The 22,183-nt window shown below is 46.1% G+C and carries 23 protein-coding genes; 11 read left to right on the top strand and 12 right to left on the bottom strand.

Features of this window, described 5'->3' with window-relative positions; genetic code table 11:
• Nucleotides 1-125: 125 nt before the first annotated feature.
• Genes BC343_RS20090 through crtD form a run of 4 tightly spaced genes read left to right on the top strand, consistent with a single transcriptional unit; the run spans nt 126 to nt 4,085 of the window.
• Entirely contained in the window at nt 126-908 is a 783-nt protein-coding gene (locus BC343_RS20090) for a hypothetical protein (RefSeq protein ID WP_078349579.1), read from the top strand.
• On the top strand, nt 905-1,693 hold the full coding sequence (locus tag BC343_RS20085; protein ID WP_078349578.1) for a hypothetical protein: 789 nt from the start codon (nt 905-907) through the stop codon (nt 1,691-1,693). Before BC343_RS20090 ends, BC343_RS20085 begins: the two co-directional genes overlap by 4 nt.
• Complete coding sequence (locus tag BC343_RS20080) at nt 1,690-2,601, top strand: LysR substrate-binding domain-containing protein (protein WP_078349577.1); 912 nt, start codon at nt 1,690-1,692, stop codon at nt 2,599-2,601. The genes BC343_RS20085 and BC343_RS20080 overlap by 4 nt, the downstream gene beginning before the upstream one ends.
• A complete protein-coding gene (gene crtD, locus BC343_RS20075) occupies nt 2,601-4,085 on the top strand; it encodes a 1-hydroxycarotenoid 3,4-desaturase CrtD (protein ID WP_078349576.1) in 1,485 nt (494 codons plus the stop codon). Before BC343_RS20080 ends, crtD begins: the two co-directional genes overlap by 1 nt.
• 118 nt (nt 4,086-4,203) lie before the next feature.
• Here crtD and hemH read toward each other — a convergent pair whose 3' ends face one another.
• The 10 genes from hemH to BC343_RS20025 form a co-directional block, all read right to left on the bottom strand.
• Entirely contained in the window at nt 4,204-5,226 is a 1,023-nt protein-coding gene (hemH, locus tag BC343_RS20070; RefSeq protein WP_078349575.1) for a ferrochelatase, read from the bottom strand.
• A gap of 492 nt (nt 5,227-5,718) precedes the next feature.
• Nucleotides 5,719-6,405, bottom strand: coding sequence for a fatty acid desaturase (locus tag BC343_RS20065; protein WP_238381814.1), 687 nt, complete (start codon nt 6,403-6,405; stop codon nt 5,719-5,721).
• Between the two features lie 38 nt (nt 6,406-6,443).
• Nucleotides 6,444-6,953, bottom strand: a complete 510-nt coding sequence (locus tag BC343_RS20060) for a WG repeat-containing protein (protein ID WP_078349574.1) — start codon at nt 6,951-6,953, stop codon at nt 6,444-6,446.
• Nucleotides 6,954-6,962: 9 nt separating this feature from the next.
• Nucleotides 6,963-7,814: a 4-hydroxy-3-methylbut-2-enyl diphosphate reductase gene (locus BC343_RS20055; RefSeq protein ID WP_078349573.1), complete on the bottom strand. Its 852-nt coding sequence runs from the start codon at nt 7,812-7,814 to the stop codon at nt 6,963-6,965.
• Between the two features lie 257 nt (nt 7,815-8,071).
• Nucleotides 8,072-8,716 (bottom strand): carotenoid biosynthesis protein, encoded by a 645-nt coding sequence (locus BC343_RS20050; RefSeq protein ID WP_078349572.1) that lies wholly within the window; start codon nt 8,714-8,716, stop codon nt 8,072-8,074.
• Entirely contained in the window at nt 8,689-9,783 is a 1,095-nt protein-coding gene (locus BC343_RS20045) for a glycosyltransferase (RefSeq protein ID WP_078349571.1), read from the bottom strand. The genes BC343_RS20050 and BC343_RS20045 overlap by 28 nt, the downstream gene beginning before the upstream one ends.
• Complete coding sequence (locus BC343_RS20040) at nt 9,780-10,409, bottom strand: 1-acyl-sn-glycerol-3-phosphate acyltransferase (protein WP_078349570.1); 630 nt, start codon at nt 10,407-10,409, stop codon at nt 9,780-9,782. Before BC343_RS20040 ends, BC343_RS20045 begins: the two co-directional genes overlap by 4 nt.
• Before the next feature lie 3 nt (nt 10,410-10,412).
• Nucleotides 10,413-11,039 (bottom strand): lysophospholipid acyltransferase family protein, encoded by a 627-nt coding sequence (locus BC343_RS20035; RefSeq protein ID WP_078349569.1) that lies wholly within the window; start codon nt 11,037-11,039, stop codon nt 10,413-10,415.
• On the bottom strand, nt 11,036-11,854 hold the full coding sequence (locus tag BC343_RS20030) for an alpha/beta fold hydrolase (protein WP_078349568.1): 819 nt from the start codon (nt 11,852-11,854) through the stop codon (nt 11,036-11,038). Before BC343_RS20030 ends, BC343_RS20035 begins: the two co-directional genes overlap by 4 nt.
• A gap of 224 nt (nt 11,855-12,078) precedes the next feature.
• Nucleotides 12,079-13,293 carry a 3-deoxy-D-manno-octulosonic acid transferase gene (locus BC343_RS20025; RefSeq protein ID WP_078349567.1) on the bottom strand — a complete coding sequence of 405 codons (1,215 nt, stop codon included), beginning with the start codon at nt 13,291-13,293 and terminating at the stop codon, nt 12,079-12,081.
• Nucleotides 13,294-13,429: 136 nt separating this feature from the next.
• Between BC343_RS20025 and BC343_RS20020 the strand changes: the two genes are divergently transcribed.
• From BC343_RS20020 to BC343_RS20005, 4 genes are all read left to right on the top strand, one after another.
• Nucleotides 13,430-14,422, top strand: coding sequence for a UDP-glucuronic acid decarboxylase family protein (locus BC343_RS20020; protein ID WP_078349566.1), 993 nt, complete (start codon nt 13,430-13,432; stop codon nt 14,420-14,422).
• A 55-nt stretch (nt 14,423-14,477) separates the two neighbouring features.
• On the top strand, nt 14,478-15,503 hold the full coding sequence (galE, locus tag BC343_RS20015; protein WP_078349642.1) for a UDP-glucose 4-epimerase GalE: 1,026 nt from the start codon (nt 14,478-14,480) through the stop codon (nt 15,501-15,503).
• 62 nt (nt 15,504-15,565) lie between these two features.
• Complete coding sequence (rfbB, locus tag BC343_RS20010) at nt 15,566-16,618, top strand: dTDP-glucose 4,6-dehydratase (protein WP_078349565.1); 1,053 nt, start codon at nt 15,566-15,568, stop codon at nt 16,616-16,618.
• A gap of 6 nt (nt 16,619-16,624) precedes the next feature.
• Complete coding sequence (locus tag BC343_RS20005) at nt 16,625-17,371, top strand: tyrosine-protein phosphatase (protein ID WP_078349564.1); 747 nt, start codon at nt 16,625-16,627, stop codon at nt 17,369-17,371.
• Nucleotides 17,372-17,459: 88 nt separating this feature from the next.
• Here the strand turns inward: BC343_RS20005 and BC343_RS20000 are convergent, their stop codons facing one another.
• Entirely contained in the window at nt 17,460-18,698 is a 1,239-nt protein-coding gene (locus BC343_RS20000; protein ID WP_078349563.1) for an ABC transporter permease, read from the bottom strand.
• Between the two features lie 145 nt (nt 18,699-18,843).
• On the opposite strand from BC343_RS20000, the gene BC343_RS19995 reads away from it, so the two are divergent.
• Nucleotides 18,844-19,563 (top strand): TlpA disulfide reductase family protein, encoded by a 720-nt coding sequence (locus tag BC343_RS19995; protein WP_078349562.1) that lies wholly within the window; start codon nt 18,844-18,846, stop codon nt 19,561-19,563.
• Nucleotides 19,564-19,616: 53 nt separating this feature from the next.
• On the opposite strand, the gene BC343_RS19990 is transcribed toward BC343_RS19995, so the two are convergent.
• A complete protein-coding gene (locus BC343_RS19990) occupies nt 19,617-19,970 on the bottom strand; it encodes a HesB/IscA family protein (RefSeq protein ID WP_078349561.1) in 354 nt (117 codons plus the stop codon).
• A gap of 96 nt (nt 19,971-20,066) precedes the next feature.
• Here BC343_RS19990 and BC343_RS19985 point away from each other — a divergent pair, with 96 nt between their 5' ends.
• Together BC343_RS19985 and BC343_RS19980 are read left to right on the top strand one after the other, a co-directional pair.
• On the top strand, nt 20,067-20,597 hold the full coding sequence (locus tag BC343_RS19985; RefSeq protein ID WP_078349560.1) for a DUF7935 family protein: 531 nt from the start codon (nt 20,067-20,069) through the stop codon (nt 20,595-20,597).
• Nucleotides 20,598-20,603: 6 nt separating this feature from the next.
• A complete protein-coding gene (locus tag BC343_RS19980) occupies nt 20,604-22,151 on the top strand; it encodes an acyl-CoA mutase large subunit family protein (RefSeq protein WP_078349559.1) in 1,548 nt (515 codons plus the stop codon).
• The last annotated feature ends 32 nt before the right edge of the window (nt 22,152-22,183 follow it).

Here is a 22,183-nt window from a genome sequence, read left to right as displayed (position 1 = left end):
AGAGACGCGACACTTCGCGTCTTCCATGTGCAAAGCAGAGACGCGAAGTATCGCGTCTCTACGGCAAATAAAATGAATAGGGATTTTCGAAAGATGATCCCTATTTTTATGCATCAATATTTCCAATGAAAGCCCTCAAGATATTACTGCTCGCCTGCTGCATTTTAGCAGTTAAAACCAATTTCGCCCAAACACTTCAAGCTATTGAAGCCGACCTTTTAAAGTCATTCAAAAAAATTGAATACTGGGACCAGAAGCAACGTGGGGGTGACGCAGATGCAAGCGATTCGCTTGAGGCCGCTAACGATAGATTTGGTAAGAAGCTTCAAACTTACACGCATAAGTATCCTTCAACTATAGCTTCACCATTTGAGTTATTAAAGAAGGAAAACCTGGATATAGCTACGTCTGCTGATGGGCTTTTCAGAATTTATAGTTGGGATGACCTCACCGGTGGAACTCAACGGTATTTCGCCAATGTAATGCAATACAAAACCGGGAATAAAACGAGATCGGTGCTCCTTAGTGATTCGTCCGCCGGCACTTATTACACAACTATTTATACATTAAAAGCCGTTAATAAAACCTATTATCTGGGTATTTATGGTTTCATCGAGTCTTCGAAATATGCGGGCACAGGAGTTAAGGTATTTGCTATTGAAAATGGTAGTTTAAACAACAAGATCAAACTTTTAAAAACAACATCCGGGCTTCGCAACGAAATATCTTATGAATATGACTTCGGTTCGGTTGTAAATATTCCTTTTGAAGAACGTCCGACCATCACTTTTGACTCCATCACCCAGACCATCAAAATCCCGTTGGTAACAAAAGACGGCAACGTCACCAAAAAGTTTATCACCTACAAATTCACCGGCCAGTATTTTGAGAAAGTGGTTAGCAAATGAAAAGAGGCCTGCTTATACTATCCTGTGTTTTTTGGATGGCACCAACCGAGGCATCTGCTCAAAACGCCGCGGCCATCGAATCCAAATTAAACAAGGCTTTCAACAAGATCGCTTATTGGGATAAAAAAAGGAGCTATGCAGGCGCCGATGACTCACTTATACTTGCGAATGATCAGTTCGCCGCACAATTATTGTCTATCACCGGTAAGTACCCGGGCACTATAAGCCAGCCATTCAAGTCCTTGGCAAATTCGGGTTTAAGGATAGCTACTTGTGAAGATGGGGCGCTAAGGATATACTCCTGGGATACCGGGCTTGGCGGCACTATGCGTAAATACAAAAACATTGTTCAATACAGGTCCGGCGCCGGCACAAAGTCCATCGCTTTGATAACCGACCCGAACGGATATGAACCTTTCTACTCCGGTTTACACAACATTAAAGCAGGCAAAACAACTTATTACTTAGGGCTTAATACCGCAATGTTATCAAGTGCTTACATTGTGCAGGGGGTAAAAGTTTTCGCGATAACGCAAGCAAAACTTGATACTGATGCAAAACTTATTAAAACCGAAAGCGGCCTAAATAATAGCTTGCATGTTGAGTCCGATCTTAGTGCCTCGGTCAATAATGGCATATCCGAACAGCCTCGGTTAAGTTACGATAGCAGAACACGAACCATAAAGCTCCCTTTAGTTACTGCCGAAGGGCGGATAACCAAAAATTTCATCACCTACAAATTCACGGGGCAGTATTTTGAGAAAGTGGTTAACTTAGCCAAATGATCTCGTTCGCCCACCGTGTTTTTATGGAAGTTGCTGCTAACCTTAGCTTCAGCAAGGCCGCGCAGGTGCTGTTTATTACGCAGCCGGCCATCAGCAAACACGTAAAGGCCTTGGAAGACCAGTATAAAGTTCCTCTGTTCGAGCGGAAGGGTAATACCATTTTGCTTACAGAAGCGGGTATTAAGCTGAACACTTACCTAAAAGAAGCCACCGAGATAGAACGTAAGATAGAGTACGATCTTAGCATTCTCGGCAATGCTGCCAGTGCCGCTGGCCACCTGCGCCTGGGGGCAAGTACTACTATTGCCTTGTATATTTTGCCATCCATTCTATCGGGTTTTCAGCGCGAGTATGCCAATTTGGGTGTGCAGCTGGTTAACCGCAATTCGGAATATATTCTGAATGCCCTGCTGAACCACGAGGTGGACCTGGGTATTATTGAGGCCGACAGCAAACTGACTACCGTTTCCTACACCCACTTTATGAGCGACGAGGTTATTCCCGTTTGCTCTGCCAAAAGCCCGCTGGCGGGCAGATCGCTTAGCCTGAAACAATTTGTAAAAACACCTTTGGCCCTGCGCGAACGCGGCTCGGGTACGCTGAACGCGCTGCTAAAGTCGATAGGTTCGCTCAATATAAAACCTGCCGACCTGCTGGTGAAAATACGCCTGGGTGGTACCGAAGCTTTGAAGAATTTTTTGCTGGCCGATACCTGTCTTGGCTTTATGCCCCGCCCTTCCATCATCCGCCAACTGGCAGAGGGCGACCTGGTGGAAGTGCCTATCGAAGGCTTAAAGATAACCCGCGATTTCTATTTCATCCGCCGCAAAGGCACCGAGGATAACGGGCTCACCGGTAACTTTATTAATTACGCCGCCATGCACGTGGCCAACGGAAAGTCGTTTTAATGCCTGCCAAAAAAGCTATCATCATAGGTGCCGGTGTAGCTGGTATAGCAACAGCCATCCGTTTAGCTATAAAAGGCTATGCCGTTGAGGTATTTGAGGCGAACAGCTACCCCGGCGGCAAACTATCCGAAATTGAACAGAACGGTTACCGCTTTGATGCCGGCCCAAGCCTCTTTACCATGCCGCAATATGTGGACGAGCTTTTTGAACTGGCAGGCAAAACCCCGGCGGACTACTTCCGCTACCAAAAACTGGATGTAGTTTGCAATTACTTTTATGAGGATGGCACCCGTATTAAAGCCTACGCCGATACCCAACAATTTGCGGCAGAGCTGAACCGCAGTACCGGCGAACCCGTAGCCAACATCCTGAAATACCTGGCCAACAGCCGCGATATTTATACCATTACTAACCACGTTTTTTTAGAACGCTCGCTGCATCGCTTGCAGACTTATTTGCGATGGGACACCCTGCGCTCGGTATTTAAGCTGCCGAAGATAGATGCTATGCGCAGTATGCATAAGGCCAACAGTACATTTTTTAAAGATGAGCGTGTGGTGCAATTCTTCGACAGGTATGCTACCTATAATGGGTCAAACCCATACCAGGCACCGGCTACGCTGAACGTTATTCCCCACCTCGAACATCATTTTGGCGCTTACTTCCCCGAGGGTGGCATGCATGCCATTACGCAGGCATTGGTAAAACTGGCGGAGGAATTGGGCGTGAAGTTCAGGTACAACACGCGTGTAAATGAAGTTGTAGTTATAAACGGCATTGCCAAGGGTGTCAGAGCAAACGGCGAGCATATTACAGGCGACTTAGTGGTATCTAACATGGATGTATGGCATACGTACAAAACCATGCTCAACAAACATCCCGAACTGCATCCTGAAAAAACATTATTGCGCGAACGGAGTAGCTCAGCATTGATATTTTACTGGGGTATAAAAAAGAGTTTTCCAGCACTCGGCCTGCACAACATATTCTTCAGTGCCGATTACCGGGCAGAGTTTGAACACATTTGGCAAGAACAAGACATTTACCGCGACCCAACGGTATACATCAATATCAGTTCGAAACTAAAATCCGACGATGCCCCCCCAGGGCACGAGAACTGGTTCGTGATGATCAACGTACCCGCCAATACCGGGCAGGATTGGGATAAGCTGATAGCTGATGCTCGCGCCAATATCCTGAAAAAACTATCGGAAATATTGAGAGAAGATATTGCCGCGCTAATAGAATGCGAAAGCATTTTAGACCCGCGAAGTATCGAGGCTAAAACATCATCGTACAAAGGCTCTATTTACGGCACAGCATCTAACGACCGCTTTGCCGCTTTTTTAAGGCACGCCAATAGTTCATCAAAAGTAAAAGGGCTGTATTTCTGCGGTGGTAGCGTGCATCCGGGCGGAGGGATTCCGTTGTGTTTGTTATCGGCGAAGATAGTGAGTGAAGCCCCCGCCGCCTCCGCTGGTTAGCGGAGGAGCTTTCGAAGTGCATAACGAACAACGCCCTCCGGTAGATCGGAGGGCGTTGTTCGTTTATGTTGTTTTCCTACTTGTTCCGAGAACTAAATTCGGTTCCCCCTTCAGGGGGTTAGGGGGCTGGGCTAACCATTTTCTCCAGCGCATCTATCCACTTCGGTTCGGCGTTAAGGCTTTCTACCAGTTGAACGTGCTCGCCGCCGAGGGCTTTAAATTCGTCGCCATACTCGGTGGTTACTTCGTAAACAGTTTCCAGGCAGTCGGCCACAAAGGCGGGGCAAAATACCAGCAGGCGTTTGTGCCCTTGCTCGGCCATCTGCTTAATTACCTCGCTGGTGTAAGGTTGTACCCAAGGGTCGCTGCCGAGGCGGCTTTGGAAACACACGGTGTATTTATTCTTCGGCAGGTTCATTTTTTCGGCAATAAGGCGTGCCGTATCGTATGATTGTGCCGAATAGCAAAATTTATTGGTATCGTTCAGCGTGTCGCAGCAGCCGCTTGTTTGCAGGCAGTAGCTGCCGGTATGGTCGCATTTTTTTAGCTGGCGTTGCGGCAGGCCGTGGAAACTGAACAGCACGTGGTCGTAAGTTTCGGGCCGGTGTTTGGCAGCATTGTCGGCAAAGGTTTCTATCATCAGTTCGTTATCATGGAACGAATTGCTGAATGTGATATTAGGTACGGTTTGCCATTCTTTTACAATACGCATCACCTTCTCGTGTACCGATCCGGTACTTGCCGAAGCATATTGCGGAAACAGGGCGATCACCTGTATATCACTCACCAAAGCTTCTTTCAGTTTCTGCAAAGCCGATTCGATAGAAGGGTTTTGGTAGCGCATGGCCAGTTCTACTATATAGCCATCACCCAGGCGCTGCTGTAACAATTGCTGCTGCAAAATACTGTAGTGCTTAAGCGGCGAGCCTGTTTTCTCGTCCCAAATGGCACGATACAATTTGGCTGACTTCGGCGCACGGAAAGGTACGATAATGGTTTTCACCAAAAAGGTACGCAGTACGGGGTTAACGTCAATAACCCGTGGGTCCATTAAAAATTCGTCGAGGTATTTGCGTACGTCTGCAGTCGACGGACTATCCGGTGTGCCTAAGTTTACGAGTAAAACGCCTTTTTTAGCCATAATTTGAGAGCGCAAAAGTACGATAAATTAACCCCTTAACACATTTGGCAGGGGACAAATTACAAAAAGATGATGAGGATCATTTTCCCCCTCCGCCCCCTGAAGGGGGAACTTTTGATTAGTTAAGTAGTCATACTTCTATGAATAAACCTTCTGCACCCCTTCAGGAGGCCGGGGACCTGAGCTTGGCACCCTGAGCCGACCAAGGTTAACATAACTTAACACATTTCAAATTTAATTTATTACAAATAACTATATATCAAATAGATATAAAAATACAAAGTTAACATAAAACATTCTATTAACAGGCATTGCTACTAATTCTATTAGCAACAATACCTATCCCCTCCACCCAGTCAAGCTTCCGCGCTTGAACAGGAGAAGGGGGCTTTAAATATTGAACATCGAACGCCCAATGTCGAATATCGTTCTAACTACTTCATCATTGGATATTCGAAATCGTTATTCGAAATTAAAACTTCTGCTCCCCCTTCAGGGGGTTGGGGGGCTCGGGCTTCGCCACAATTTCCACCAGGGCACCCACGGCGCGTCATGGTGTTCGTAGTGATAGCCAAAAAAGTAGCAGCTAAAAAAAGCGAAAACGTGGTTGCGCGGCAGGCTGCGGCTTTGGTGTTTGTTATCGTGTTCGCCTTTATGTGGTAAATAAGTACCGAAGTAGAACAGTTGCAGCGTACTCAGTAACGAGGGCACTACCCAAAACAATATCAGGTTAGCCTGCGGTACCCATAGCTTAAGTACATTGAATAAAATAGCCATTGCCACAATTTGCCAAACCGAAAGGTAATTGCGGATGAACTGCATATACCAGGCAAAAAAGCCTCCCTCGTGGTAGTCAGGGTCGGTGGCTGTATGTACATGATCGTGGTGCTGGTGGTGTTTGGTATAAAGCTTGGGATACCAAAAAACTGCATACAGCATGGTGCATATATGCCCTATTAAATTGTTGATGTTTTTATTGGGGGCTATGGTGCCATGCATAGCATCGTGCGCAGTAATAAACAGCCCGGTGTACAAGTGCATCTGCACCAAAATAAACAGGTAAAGCAATGGGTTAGCAAAGTTTACCTGCCATTGCATCAGCAGCACTATAGAGGTTACCCACAACCCTATAACAAGCAGGGCAACAAATAAACCTGTATACGTTGGTATTTTTTGCAAAAGATGATTTTATGCTGAAAGGTACAATATCCGTTCCCTTATTTAACGCGCTTGCCGGCTTTGTTTATGTAGTACCAATTATCGCTTTTCCAAATGCTGTGTTCGCCATCGACAATTGTAGTGCAAGCATCGCTCACTTTGGCCCTACCATTTTCAAAAGAGAACGCGCAACCATATTGCGGACTAATTACCACATTGCCGGTAGAGTCGGCAAAACCAATTTTATTATCGTCGCCTTTAATGCGGAAATAACCTTCCGAAGGATCGTCGGGGCCATTATCAAAAGGAAAGACTTTGAATAACACGTTTTCCTTTCTGTCGATCGCAACAAAACCTTCCTTTGGTTTAGAAGCTATAGCATAGGCCTTAAAAGTATCGGTAAAACACATAAGGTACTTGCCCATCGCAATAACAGTATCGCCTTTTGTGTTTACGTAACCTTCCTTATCGGTTAGGGTATCAACAATTCTGTAAAGCTCATCGGCGGCGGTTTTAGGAGCCTCGCACGCGCATAAGAAAAGGGTGACGATGATCAGCGCCTTTTTCATAGGAAAGAATTAATACGTTTCCAGTTCGGCCTTTACCTGCTGCATCAGCCACATGGGGCTCGATGTTGCACCGGCAATACCCACCTTATCGCCCGCGGCGAACATGTTTTTGTCCAGCTCGCTCACGCTCGATACAAAGTAGGTGTTGGGGTTATGCTTGCGGCAAACCTCGTAAAGCACCTTGCCATTGCTCGATTTTTTGCCCGATACAAATACGATCTTGTCAAACCTGGCCACAAAGGCAGGCAGATCCTTATCGCGGTTGCTTACCTGGCGGCAAATGGTATCGTTGGCTTTTACCTCGTAACCACGGTTGATCAGTTCTTCTTTTACCTGGTAAAATTTAGCTACGCTTTTAGTGGTTTGGCTGTATAAGGTAAAGTTGGCAGGCAGCTCGGCATTATCCAGTTCGCTGATATCCTGAAAAACCAGCGCACTTCCGTTGGTTTGCCCCTCAAGGCCCACTACTTCGGCATGGCCGTGCTTACCAAAAATGAGTATCTTCTCGTCGTTATCGTACGATGTTTTTATGCGGTTTTGCAGTTTAAGCACCACCGGGCAACTGGCGTCTATAAGTGTAATGTTGTTCTCCAGCGCTATACGGTAAGTTTCGGGGGCTTCGCCATGGGCGCGGATGAGTACCTTTTCATCGTGCAGGCCTATCAGGTCGGCATGGTCAATAATACGCAGACCCAGGGCCTTCAGGCGGTCAACCTCTTCATCGTTATGTACAATATCGCCAAGGCAATATAAATAACCGTCTTCGGCCAATATTTCTTCGGCCATATCAATAGCATACACCACCCCAAAGCAAAAGCCCGAGTCCTGATCTATTGTTACCTGTAATTGATATTCACCCATTTGGTACAAAATTACGGATTTATTTTAGTTAGAAAGGTTGATGAAAAGTTAAAAAAGTTGAAATTTCAATGATGGATAATTAATGGCGATGCTTTTCAGCCCGGGCTATGCGCTCATACGCCTGCAGGCATTACACACGGGCCGATATCCACTCCTATCCCTATCGCTTTTTTTCTGAACCTTGATTCTTGGGATTAAAGGATTCTCTGATTTTGCCTACCTGCATCAGATAATCCTCAAATCAAGCGCATCATGGTTCAGATAACCAACACCCCAAAAAACACAAACTCCGTTGCCAACAATACCGGCGCTACTATACTTTGTTTCTTAAAACCGGCTTTCTCAAATGCGAGCAGCATTACTGCGCTTACCAAAAACCAGCAGTAATAATTTTTCAGGGGGATAATATTGTCGGCCCATTGCCAGTAATCGAAACGGATGGCTACGGGCTCTATCAACAGGTCGAGCAGTACCAGTAACAAAGCACCAACAACTACCCGGGCAAACATGCTTTTCAACCGGCTTCGCTGCATGGTAACGCCAGTGGCGTAAACCAGCAAAAACCAGTTGATGCCGATAGTGAGCGGAATATCAAAAACCTTCGTGCCCAATGTTGGGCCGTAAGCATAATGGCCGAACAGCCACTGTTTGTGCACGCCAATCCATTCTGCCAATATCCCGCCTAAAAATGTGACGACTAAAAAAGCGATAAACTTTTTATTGATGTAGTTGTGCCCAAATACAATCACCAAAAACATCAGCAGCAAATGCCAGGGCACTATCTGCAAAAATAGCGGGCGAGTTACGGGCAGCATTAACCCTACCAGCCCTACGATATGGAACAGGATAATAACCACCACGGCAATACGAGGGTTTATACCGAAATTTTGCGGCCTTTCCATTCGGTGGTTTTAGTGAGGTGCTTTTGTATAGAAGTGAAGCCGATAACCAGCAGGCTGAGCATCTGAATAGGATGCAGAAAAATATTCCGGAGCGGGCTTTGCCCGGCCGATAGCGATATCATTACCCGCGAGAGCAGTATCAGCCCCATCATGATAAAAACGAGGTTCAGGTTCATGGTCATGATAATTAGGGCTGGTCCGCCAATAATCAGCAGCAGGTAAGCCATAAAGCCAAATATATTATAATTGAAGGCTGCCAAAAAGTTTTTGCCGAAGCCATTTACTGCCTCGTTATAGCCGGTATACATGCGGCAATTGATCATTCCGTTAGCCAGCAAAGCTTCGCCGTTCAGTTTGGCTGCTTTTACCAGTTTCATAATCTCTACATCCTCTACCACCTTGTTTTTTGCCAGTTGGTGCCAATGGTACTCGCGGTAGTTATCAGCATCAAAAAGCATAAACTGGCCGCTGGCCGCAGCAACCGAAGCACTGCGCACCAGGTAAACCAGCCGCAGGGGCAGCAGATTAAGCAAAATATAGTGCATCAGCGGTACCACCATTTGCTCGCCTGCGCTGAGCATGGTTTGGTTGGTGAACAGGCTAAGCAAACTTAAGCCACGCAGCTTCATGCGGTGCACGGCACTATTCAGAAGCCCGTTGTGCACCACCTCATCGGCATCTAAAAACAAAAAATACCGCCCGCTTGCCTGCTGCGCCAGTTGGTGGCATGCATAGTTTTTGCCCAACCAACCCGTGGGCAAGGCTTTACCTTTTATCACTTTAAACTGATGATGCTTTGCAGCAAAGTCGGCGCAAATTTGATAGGTGTTATCGGTAGAATTGTCGTCGAGCACCAGCACTTCGTAATCGGTATAATCCTGTTGGTGTATCGATTGTAGCAAGGCCAAAATATCCCGCTCCTCATTACGGGCGGGAATAAGTATAGATACCTTATCGGTATAATGCTTGCCAATATGCGGCAGTTTGGGGTTCGATAAAAAATTGAACAGCGTTACCGTAAAGCGCAGGATGAGGAAAATAAATACAATAAGCAGTACTACGATCACTTTATATCAATTTCGGTTTGTTGCAGTTTGGCGGCATCGTAATGCTGCTGGTAAGCGCTTTGCAGCTCATCAATAGTTTGATAACCGCGCCCCTTGTCATCAGCCTTTAGGTAAACGGTTACCGAGGGCTTTTTATGTTTAAAATACTGAATAAAAGTTGCGGCGAACAATAGCTGAAATTTCCCTTCTGCCTTTTGCATCACCTTCAGCAAACCCTGTTCAAAAGTAACCCGGCTTACAAAGTTTGAATATAGTTTACCCTGCGGAAACATCAGCAGCAGGTTGCCCGGCTGGTTCAATATTTCCGCTGCATAATTTAATGATTCGAGCACGTCCCGTGAATTCTTGCTTACCGAAAATGCCCCTGCATACCGCAGCATTCCTTCGCGCTTTGCGGTATCTTCCAGTATCATTACATGGAACTTCTTATGCAGCAGTTTCATGTTCAGGATGTATAATATCAGCCCATCCCAAAAACTGAAGTGGTTGGCTACCAACAGCACCGACTTATTGCTGTCAACCCCCACCTCGTTATACAAAAACTCGTGAAAGGTTTTGCCCACCAGCCGCTTCACATAGGTATCAAATACCCACTTCATTAATGCATTGTTTTTAGGGTACAGCATGCGTCAGTGGGCTACGTTTACCTGGTCCTTCAAAGCCTGCCGGTGAAAGGCACTTATCTTTTCGTCTATCTCATTAAAGCTTAACTCGCCTGCTACCCCCAGATCCAGCAGGTGAAAATATACCGATGGTTTCAGGCTCTCGAAATATTCGATCAGTGCACAGCTGTAAATAATATGGCAAGGGCCTTTTATGTTTTTGATGAGGCGTTCGATGCCTTTCTCCACTTTTATCTCGGTGGTATGGTTAGATATCAGTTCGCCCTGCGGAAAAACGATCACCAGGTTTTCGGCATCGTTCAAAATATCGGCGGCATGCTGCAACGAGCGTATCATCTCGCGCGAGCTTCGGTTGATCGAAAATGCCCCGCAATGGTTCAGCCACATACGCGCCAGTAGATGATCTTCCTGCATCATAATGTACGATTTCCGTTTGAGGTGCCAGTAGGCCAAGTAATTGGCCCAAAGCCCGTCCCACCAGCCAAAATGGTTACAAAGCAGCAGTACCGAGTGGCCGGGTTTAGGCGTAATAGGGTTCACCACCTGCAGCCGGTTAAAGGTTTTGCGCATGCGGTAGTGCATGTATTTAGCAAAGGCATCAGCCAGGAATTTCTTGCGGCGGGCGGCTATCATTGGCGTAAATTTACTAAATACTCATCCAATTGTTTCACCACCAGCCAGTGCCCCAGTTCAACTTCGTGCACATCGGGGTTATCCAGCGTACTCAAAAAAGGCATAGCGGCTTTCATCGGAAATAGGTTATCGCTTTTACCGAATATCAGCCGGCATTTTATATCGTACTTGTTTATCAGTTCGGCAACTTTTGCGGTATCGGGTTTCAGCAAGCGGATGAGGTTTAGGGTATAATACACATCCTGCCGCTTTTGTTCGGTATCTATCTCGTTATAAGCAATATTAAAAAGGCTTTCATCAATAAAGCCAACTTTCTTCAGCCCTTTTATCAGTCCCGGTGCCAGCCATTTGCTTTTGGTAACGGTTTTAAAAAACAAGCGCCCTGCGGGTTTATTGGCCAAAAAATCGAAGCCTTTATAAACCGAGAGCCCATCGGGTGCCATCAGTATAATTTCATCTATCAGGCCGGCATATTCTTCCAATAGTATCAGCGCCAGGTTGGCACCGATAGAATAACCCATTACCGAGAAGCGTTGCCTGCCATACAGTTTAAACCATTCCTCAACATAGCCCTTCACCATGGCTTTGGGCATACCGGCAGTAATTTGCTGTTCGCTCCAACCGCTTAGCTTGCTCTCGCCATGAAAGAAATGGTCGAAACCGTAAACGCGGTAATCTTTCAGAATGGAGTTTTCCAGTACGTGGAACTGCCTGCCCGTCATCCCGTAACCATGGAAGGCCAGCAGGGGTTTACTGCCGCTGCCATACTCGTGATAATGCGCCTTGCCCAGCCCCGGAATATCTAAAAAACCCATGGCGGCAATATTAAGAAAAAATGAAGGGTTTTGAATGGTGGGTTATTTTACCAAAGAGGACACAGAGAGAAAAACAAAAAGAGGCACAGAGCCTTGCAAGCGGTTATATTTTTTGTAGAGACGCAATACCTTGCGTCTCCCTAATGCAAATTACCGTTGCAAAGCAACAATGCATTTCGTTCTCTTGTCCTATCGGAGACGCAAAGTATTGCGTCTCTACCAAGTTAATGCTTCTCTTTAATATACTTCACAATAGCATCCGTTGCCCCAATATTCTGCTCCACATACCGCTGTGCCACTTTTGCTGTCCTGAAACGCGATATCTCATCATCCATTAAACTACCTGCCACGGCCAGTAATTCTTCTTCGGTATTGATGCTGAAGGCGCATTGCAGGCCTATCATATCCCTCGCCTCTTTAAATTTATCGTACTTAGGGCCAAATATTACCGGCATGCCAAAGGCCGCAGCTTCCAGCGTATTGTGTATGCCTGCACCAAAGCCGCCGCCTATGTAAGCAACATCTGCATATTGGTAAAGCGAGGAAAGAATACCAATATTATCAATGATAAGATTTGAGATACCAGATGTGAGATTTGAGATATTGGAAAACTTAATTGTGCTATCCTTCGGCAGCAGGCTTTCCAAATGGTTTATCTTATCCACCCCTATTTCGTGTGGGGCTAAAATGAATTTCCAGTCGGGGTATTTCACGATCAGTTTAGCCAGCAAGGCCTCATCGGCGGGCCAGGTGCTTCCTGCAATAAATAGTTTGCTATCGCCTTTAAATGCTACAACTTCGGGCAGTGGCTTTGGCGCCTGTGCGTTTGCCCATACCCTGTCAAAGCGGGTATCGCCACTAATGGTGATGTTAGATTTGCCAAGCCCCTGCAGCAGGTGTTTGCTATCGGCATCCTGCACAAAAAACCATGTAACCATTTTCAGCATTTTGCGGTGCAGCCCGCCATACCATTTAAAAAACACCTGCCCCGGCCTAAATATGCCCGATATGATGTATAGGGGCACATGCCTTTTATGCAGTTGGTTAAAATAGTGGTACCAGTACTCGTACTTGGTAAAAACGGCCATTGTAGGATTAATGGTGGCAATAAAACGGGCAGCATTCTTAGAGGTATCCAATGGCAGGTAATAAACCGCATCGGCAAGGGGCGTGTTCTTGCGCACCTCGTAGCCCGAGGGCGAAAAGAATGTTACTACCACGGGAACGTCGGGGTACATATTCCTCATTTTTTCCAGCACGGGGCGCCCCTGCTCAAACTCGCCCAGCGATGCAAAATGAAACCAAATGCTCTTGTTTAAAGGCTGCACGTGCTGCTTTTGGCGCCCGCTTAACCATAATTTTGCTTTATTATTAAAAATTGAAACTATATACACCAGCAGGTAGTATAACGTGATGCCAATGTTGTATAGTAAAAGCATTTTTCTGATTGTAATTATTATCTTCGTCGGGCAGTAAAAGTAACAACTTATTACTGGTACGGCGCTATGTTAACTGCATTTACCATATCATAACCTTGGCAGGAGGTTTGCAACGAAAAACAAAAAACAAAATTTAATGGCAACGCGTAAACGTATTTTAATAACCGGGGCGGCCGGCTTTCTGGGCTCGCACCTGTGCGACAGGTTCATCAAAGAAGATTTTCATGTAATTGCGATGGACAACCTGATCACAGGCGACCTGCGCAATATCGAACATTTGTTTAAACTCGAGAACTTCGAGTTCTATAATCACGATGTTTCTACTTTTGTGTATGTACCCGGTGAGCTGGATTACATCCTGCACTTTGCATCGCCTGCAAGCCCTATCGATTACTTAAAAATACCTATCCAAACGCTTAAAGTAGGTTCGTTAGGTACGCATAACCTGCTTGGCCTTGCCCGCCACAAAAAAGCGCGTATGCTTATTGCCTCTACATCAGAAATTTACGGCGACCCAAGCGTAAACCCGCAGCCCGAAGAATACTGGGGCAACGTAAATACCGTAGGCCCGCGTGGTGTGTATGATGAAGCTAAGCGTTTCCAGGAATCAATCACCATGGCTTACCATACCTTCCACGGCGTAGAAACGCGCATTGTAAGGATATTTAACACTTATGGCCCGCGCATGCGCCTGAATGATGGCCGTGTACTGCCGGCATTCATAGGCCAGGCCATCCGCGGTGAGGACTTAACCGTATTTGGCGATGGTTCGCAAACCCGCTCGTTCTGCTATGTGGACGATTTGATAGAAGGCATTTACCGCCTGCTGTTCAGCGATTATGCTTTACCTATGAATATTGGTAACCCCAGCGAAATTACCATTAAAGAGTTTGGCGAAGAGATCATTAAACTAACCGGCACTTCGCAAAAAATGGTTTATAAAGAACTACCTACCGATGATCCTAAACAACGCCGCCCGGATATTACCAAAGCCAGGGCCATTTTGGGCTGGGAACCTAAGGTATCGCGTGCAGAAGGTTTAAAAATAACTTACGAGTATTTTAAATCGTTGCCAAAAGATGTGCTGGAAAAAGTAGAACATAAAGATTTTACAACCTATAACAAATAATAACCGCTAAGCCTTGCAATAACCATTGCAAGGCTTAGCTTTATACAAAAGCCCTATCATGAAAATATTAGTTACCGGAGGTTTAGGTTTTATTGGCTCGCACACCGTTGTTGAATTGGTGAATGCCGGCTACGACCCTATTATAGTAGACGACCTTTCTAACTCGAGCATCAAAATCCTTGGCCAGTTGGCTAAGATCATCGGCTACGAGCCACCGCTTTACCAGTTTGACCTTTGCGACGAAGCTGCTGTAAAAAACTTTGCAGCGCAAGAACCCGAAGTTGGCGGCATCATACATTTTGCGGCCTCCAAAGCGGTTGGCGAATCGGTAAAACTGCCGTTGAAATATTACCGCAATAACTTTTTCTCCCTGGTGAATATTTTAAATGCTTACGAGGGCAAACCGCTTAACTTCATATTCTCATCAAGCTGCACCGTTTATGGCCAGCCCGATGTATTGCCCGTTACCGAAGATGCGCCTGTGAAACCGGCGCAATCGCCATATGGCAATACCAAGCAAATAGCCGAAGAAATTTTGCAGGATGTTATTGCCGCAGGCAGTACTTATAAAATTATCTCGTTGCGTTACTTTAACCCGGTTGGTGCCCACGAAAGTGCGCTGATAGGCGAGTTGCCTATTGGCGTGCCACAAAACCTGGTGCCGTTTATTACCCAAACCGCTATTGGCAAACGCGAAATGCTCACCGTTTTTGGCGACCAATACAACACGCCCGATGGCAGCAACATCCGCGACTACATACACGTAGTCGATTTAGCCAAAGCACACGTTGCCGCCTTAAAACTTGCCGAAAAGGATAGTTTTAAAGGCTATGATATGTTTAACATTGGCACAGGCAAGGGTACATCGGTACTGGAGGTAATAAAGGCCTTTGAAGAAACCACCGGTGTGAAATTGAATTACCGGATAGGCCCTGCCCGCGCAGGCGATGTGGAGCAGGTTTGGGGCGATGTAACTAAATCTACCAACCAACTGGGCTGGAAAACCGAGCTGGATGTAAACACCATGATGGCATCGGCCTGGAACTGGGAAAAATATATTGCCGAAAACCCTTTACAATAAAAAAACACATTAACGGGCTGATGTTGTTGTCTGTTGTTAAACATCGGCTTTCAATTTAACGAATGAAAAAGATCATCATAACCGGCGGGGCAGGTTTTATAGGTTCGCATGTAGTGCGCCGCTTCGTAAAAACCTATCCGCAATACCAGATCATCAACCTGGACAAACTTACATATGCAGGTAACCTGGCCAACTTAAAAGATATTGAGAACGAGCCCAACTACCGCTTTGTAAAAGGCGATATTGTTGATTTGGCCTACATCAACAATTTATTTGAGCAGGAACAGCCTGATGCGGTAATACATTTGGCTGCCGAATCGCACGTAGACCGCTCGATAACCAACCCGTTAGAATTTGTGATGACCAACGTAGTGGGCACCGTAAACCTGCTTAATGCTGCCAAAAACATTTGGAAAGGCAATTACGAAGGCAAACGCTTTTACCATGTATCAACAGATGAGGTTTACGGCACATTGGGCGAAACAGATATGTTTACCGAAACTACGGCCTACGATCCGCACTCGCCCTACTCGGCCTCAAAAGCAAGTTCGGACCATTTTGTGCGTGCTTACCACGATACTTACGGCCTGCCCGCAGTAATATCAAACTGCAGCAATAACTACGGCTCGTTCCACTTCCCCGAGAAGCTGATACCATTAGCCATAAACAATATTAAACAGCAAAAACCGGTGCCTGTATACGGCAAAGGCGAAAACGTACGCGACTGGCTTTGGGTGGAAGACCACGCCCGCGCCATTGATGTAATATTCCACAAGGCAGCTATTGGTACTACCTACAATATTGGCGGCCATAACGAATGGAAAAATATAGACCTGATAAAGTTGCTTTGTACTATATTAGACAAAAAACTGGGCCGCGAAGAAGGCGAATCGGCAAAATTGATAACCTATGTTACCGACCGTGCCGGGCACGATTTACGTTACGCTATTGATGCCACCAAGCTAAAGGCCGAGCTGGGTTGGGAACCATCAATTACATTTGAAGAAGGATTAGAAAAAACTGTAGATTGGTACCTGGCTAATGAAGGATGGCTGAACGATGTAACATCGGGCCATTACCAGGAGTACTACAGTGAGCAATATAATAACCGTTAAAAAACGATGTTTGGATTATTTAAGAAGAAGCAGGTAAAGAAAGAAAGAACGCTGGATTATTCGCCCATTTTGGTAGATATGCACTCGCATGTACTACCGGGGATAGATGATGGCGCCCAAACGCCCGAAGAATCAATTGTACTGATCAAAAAAATGATGGAGCTTGGCATTAAAAAAGTAATTGCCACGCCGCACGTTATGGCCGATTATTACCGTAACGACCGCGACAGCATCATGAACGCGCTTGCTGTACTTAAAGAGGAACTAAAAAACCAAAACATTGATATACCGGTAGAGGCTGCTGCCGAGCACTACTTCGACGAAACATTTGAACGCCGCATTGATGAAGGCACCTTAATGACAATGGGTGAGGAAAAGTACGTATTGTTTGAGCTATCGTTTATTAACGAGCCGCCTAACGTAATACAAATGGTGCAAAAAATGCGCGATGCGGGTTATAAACCTATTTTGGCCCACCCCGAGCGTTACGCTTACATGGGGGTTGACCGTATGCGCGCTATACGCAGCTGGGGCTGTGCGATGCAATTAAATACTATATCGCTAACAGGCTACTACGGCAAACAAACCCAAAAAATTGCCGAGGAGATGGTTGACGAGCAGATAGTAGATTTCATGTCGAGCGATATGCACCACCCGCGCCACGCCCAGGCATTTGAAGATGCGCTTACTACTGATTATATTGAAAAACTGTTGGTTGAAAGTTATCCCTTAAAAAATAAATTGCTGTTTTAATAACATACAAAACAACCATAACTAAAAGGTTTGTATACCAATTAAGTTTTTTTCTTGATTCTTGACTCTTACTTCTTGATTCTAACCCCTACTCATACCTAAGCGCCTCAACAGGGTCGAGCTTAGCGGCTTTTTTGGCGGGGTAAAAGCCTGATGACAGCCCGATACCTGTACACAGGGCAATTGCCCAAAACAGCCAGAACCATGGCACCACAAACGTGCCGCTTATTTGTACGGCAATAAGGTTGCCGGCCGATATGCCGAGTATGATGCCGCCTACACCGCCTATAAGGCATATTACTATAGCCTCTATTAAAAACTGCTTGCGTATTACCGATGGTGTAGCACCAATGGCCTTGCGTAAACCAATCTCGCGCGTGCGTTCTGTTACCGATACCAGCATAATATTCATCAACCCTATGGCAGCACCAATCAATGTAATAATGCCTATGGCAAAACCTGCCGCCGTTACGCCGTCAAGGTTGCTCGATAGTTCGGCCTGGATGGAGTCGGCACGGAATATCTCAAAATTATTATCCTGCCCAAGGCGCAACCCGCGTACATTTCTGAAAAGCGATGTTGCCTCGCCTATGGTGGCATCCAGAGCTTCGGGGCGGGGAACATTGATCACTACAGAAAATGATGGTTTGGATGTAGCGGCTATCTGCCTGCCTTTCAAAACCGGGATAACGCAAAATTTATCGCCCCCGAAAGCATTACTGCCTTTAGCGGCAATTACGCCGATAACCCTGAATTTGCTCGCGCCTAATAAAATGTATTTATTTACCGGGTCGCCGGTTTTAAAGAGTTTCTTCTTCAACTCATCGCCAATGATCACCACGTTGGCACCGTGCTCAATCTCGGATGTAGAGAAGTTACGACCGTAGGCAATTTTGTGCCCTTTTATAAAAATATAGTTTTCGTTACTGCCTATTACCCTAATGTTTGGGTTTGTTTTTACGCTTTCGTATTTGGCGATAGCCGTGCCCGATACCGTAAAATCAATACTCATGCGGGCAGGCAGTTTAAAGGTTTTATAAAAGCGCTCGGCCTGCTGGTAATCTATAGCTGGATAAATTTTGCGGTGCCCGCCATTGCCGAAACTAATGCCTGCCCCGCGGTTTTGTATGGTAAACGAGTTTGCCCCAAGCCCGGCAAAGGCATCGTTAGTAAACTGCCTGATGCCTTCTATGGCGGTTAAAATGCCCACCAGGGCCATAATGCCAATAGCAATAATAAGGGCAGTAAGCGATGTACGCAGCCTGTTGCCGGCTATTGACTGTAGTGCTATGGCTATATTCTCTCTGTAGGTAGTTTTTACCGGCATGCTTGTAATTTAATAAACTCGTGTGCATTTTGACTATAGCATGCCTCCATTTGTTACAGCCGGGCCCTATGTTTTAACGGCTTAATTAAAACTTTGCCTGCATAAAAAACTTGCACTAACTTAAAGCCCGAAAAACACAGCCACCGTGAGAAAGATAATTATACTTATTGCATTAACTTTCAGCATAATAACCGCAAAGGCCCAGCAACAAGCACCCGTTAACCAATACGCACTTAGCCAAAATACAAAAGTTACCACAGCAAACGGCCAGCCCTACGCCTATGCCGAATGGCAAAAGCTGTGGGCTACAAATAAATACAAATTAAAGCCAACAAACCCCGAAAGCGACAGCACTGCATTTACGCTTATATTGCGCGATACCGTTGCAGAGGCTGCCGAATTTGCAGGCCTATCGCCAAGGCAAACTATATTTTTTAAGCGGGGAAACCATTTTGTATTGCTGAACATGCAGGATGTTAACGGCAAAACCATCACCGCCGAAGAGTTAAGGGGGAAGATCATTGTCTTCAATTTTTGGCAGGTAGCATCGGCACCCAGCAGGTACCAGATAGCCGAATTAAACCGCGTTGCCGATGCCTATAAAAACGATAGCAACATTGTATTTGTAGCCATTACTACCGATGATAAAGCATACGTTCAAGAGTTTCTGAAGATATCGCCGTTCAACTTTAATGTTATTCCGGCCGGCGCGGCGTACTTTACCTACCATGGCGTAACCGAATGCCCCGTAACCCTGGTGATTGATAAAGATGGCAACATTGCTTTCCAAAGCTTGGGCTACAACAATGGCGCGGTGCCTTATTGGGTTGCGCAAACCATCAAGAAGCTAAAAACCGCCAAATAAAAAAGCCCCATCCAACCGGATGAGGCTTCGAAAATATTTTCTATTGCAGGTGGTTACACCGAGAACGATGTACCGCAACCGCAGGTGCTGGCAGCATTTGGGTTGTTAAACGTAAACCCGCGTGCGTTAAGCCCATCCTGAAAATCGATTTGCATACCGGCCAAATACATACCATGCGCTTTGTGCATAAACACAGTTAAGCCCTCGATGTTATATTCTTTGTCGCCATCTTTCTTTTGGTCGAAACCCAGCACATAGCTCATGCCCGAGCAGCCGCCGCCCTCTACGCCAATACGCAAGCCAAAATCATCTGTCAATTCCTGCTGGTCTCTTAGTTTATAAAGTTCTTTTACGGCACCCGGCGTTAAAGTAACCGGTGCAACAAGGGTTTCCACAGTCGCGCTCATCTTATTTTTATATTAACCATACAAATATATAACCTAAAATGCGGATTTTTGCGGGTGCCCAATTATTTGTGGCCTACGCCTAACATTTAGAAAAACATGGATCTTTCGAGTTTACTAACTGATATTTTAAAATACACCGTAGCGGGTATCGGTATCATATACATTGCCTTCTACCTTTTTAAGCCTTATTTAGATAAAAGCCAAACCCTGCAATCGCTCGAACTAAAAAAGGGGCTTAGTGCACAAACTTTGCCATTGCGTTTGCAAGCCTACGAGCGGTTGGTGCTTTTTATAGAGCGCGTAAACCCCGCCAATATGCTCATCCGCCTAAATGGCAATAGCCTACCCGCTGCCGAATTGCATGCTGTTATTATGAATGAGGTGCGCAACGAGTACCAGCACAACGTTACCCAGCAGATATATGTAAGCAGCCGCGCCTGGGCAGTTATAAAACGTGTTAAAGAAGATACCCTGGCAGTAGTAGGAAGCGCCCTAAAAGCCCTCCCCGAAGATGCTAACGGCTTAGACCTTGGCCGCATTACCCTTAACCATTTGGGCAAGCTGGACGAAAACCCTTACGATATTGCTATCACTCTTTTAAGGCAAGACCTGGAAGACCTATTTTAAGATACCATGGCGGGCAAAAAGATCAGCAACGATTCGGGCATCGAAATAAAAGAGGTGTATACCAAAGCTTCGGGCATGAACGAATTGCCAGGCGAGTTCCCCTTTACCCGCGGCATACAAAAAGATATGTACCGCGGCCGCCCATGGACCATGCGCCAATACGCCGGTTTTTCTACCGCCGAAGAAAGCAACAAGCGTTATCATTATTTACTAAGCCAGGGCACTATGGGCCTTTCGGTAGCTTTCGACCTGCCTACGCAAATAGGTTACGATAGCGACCACGAACTGGCCGAAGGCGAAGTAGGCAAAGTTGGCGTAGCTATAGATTCGTTGCTGGATATGGAGGTGCTGTTCGATGGCATTAAACTGCAGGACATCACCACCAGCATGACTATTAATGCCACGGCTTCTACCCTCATGGCCATGTACATCGCCCTAGCCAAAAAACAAGGGGCCGACCTGAAGGAAATATCGGGCACTATACAAAACGATATATTAAAGGAGTATGCCGCGCGCGGTACCTATATATACCCGCCCGCCCCATCCATGCGGTTGATAACCGATATTTTTGAATATTGCAGCAAAGAACTACCCAAGTGGAACACGATATCTATATCGGGTTACCATATACGCGAGGCCGGCTCCACTGCCGTGCAGGAACTTGCCTTCACTCTCGCCAACGGCAAAACCTATTTAAAGGCGGCGCTGGAGAAAGGTTTAGATATAAACATCTTCGCCAAACGTCTCTCATTCTTCTTCAACTGCCATAATAATTTCTTCGAGGAGATAGCAAAATTCAGGGCGGCAAGGCGCATGTGGGCAAACATCACCCAAGAGCTTGGCGCTACCGATGCGGGTGCACAAAAGCTGCGTTTCCATGCCCAAACCGGCGGCTCTACCCTAACCGCCCAGCAGCCTATAAATAATGTGGCCCGCGTAAGTATACAGGCCATGGCCGCCGTGCTTGGCGGTACCCAAAGCCTGCACACCAATGGGTACGACGAGGCCCTCTCTCTACCCACCGAAGAAGCCGCACGTACGGCATTGCGCACCCAACAGATCATAGCTTTTGAGAGCGGCATAACCGATACGGTAGACCCCTTGGCCGGATCGTACTTTGTGGAGGAGCTTACCAACCAGATGGAAACAGCCGCACAGTTGTATATAGATAAGATAGAGGCTATGGGCGGCTCGGTAAAAGCGATAGAAAACGACTACATCCAGCAAGAAATTGCGGCAGCTGCTTACCGTTACCAAACCGCTATAGAAAGCTGCGAAAAGGTAGTTGTTGGCGTAAATAAATTTATTGTGCCTGAGCCTGTGGCAGATAGCACTTTTAGAATAAATGACAGTATACGCCGCAAACAAACTGAGGGGCTGGTTCGTTTAAGAGAGCATAGAAATAATGCTGAGGTAAATACGGCGCTGCACAACCTTGCAGCTGCTGCAAAAGGGAAAGAAAACCTTATGCCTTACATTTTAACCGCTGTAGAAAGCTACGCCACCTTGGGCGAAATAGCTGATACGCTCCGGGATATTTTCGGGGAATATTAATAGATGGGAAGCCGGTTAAAATTTAAAAAATA

Source organism: Mucilaginibacter pedocola, from assembly GCF_002013915.1.
In the GTDB taxonomy this organism is placed as follows: Bacteria; Bacteroidota; Bacteroidia; order Sphingobacteriales; family Sphingobacteriaceae; genus Mucilaginibacter; species Mucilaginibacter pedocola.
Note: the sequence above shows the minus strand (reverse complement) of the source record. Positions and strands in the feature narration are given on the sequence as shown.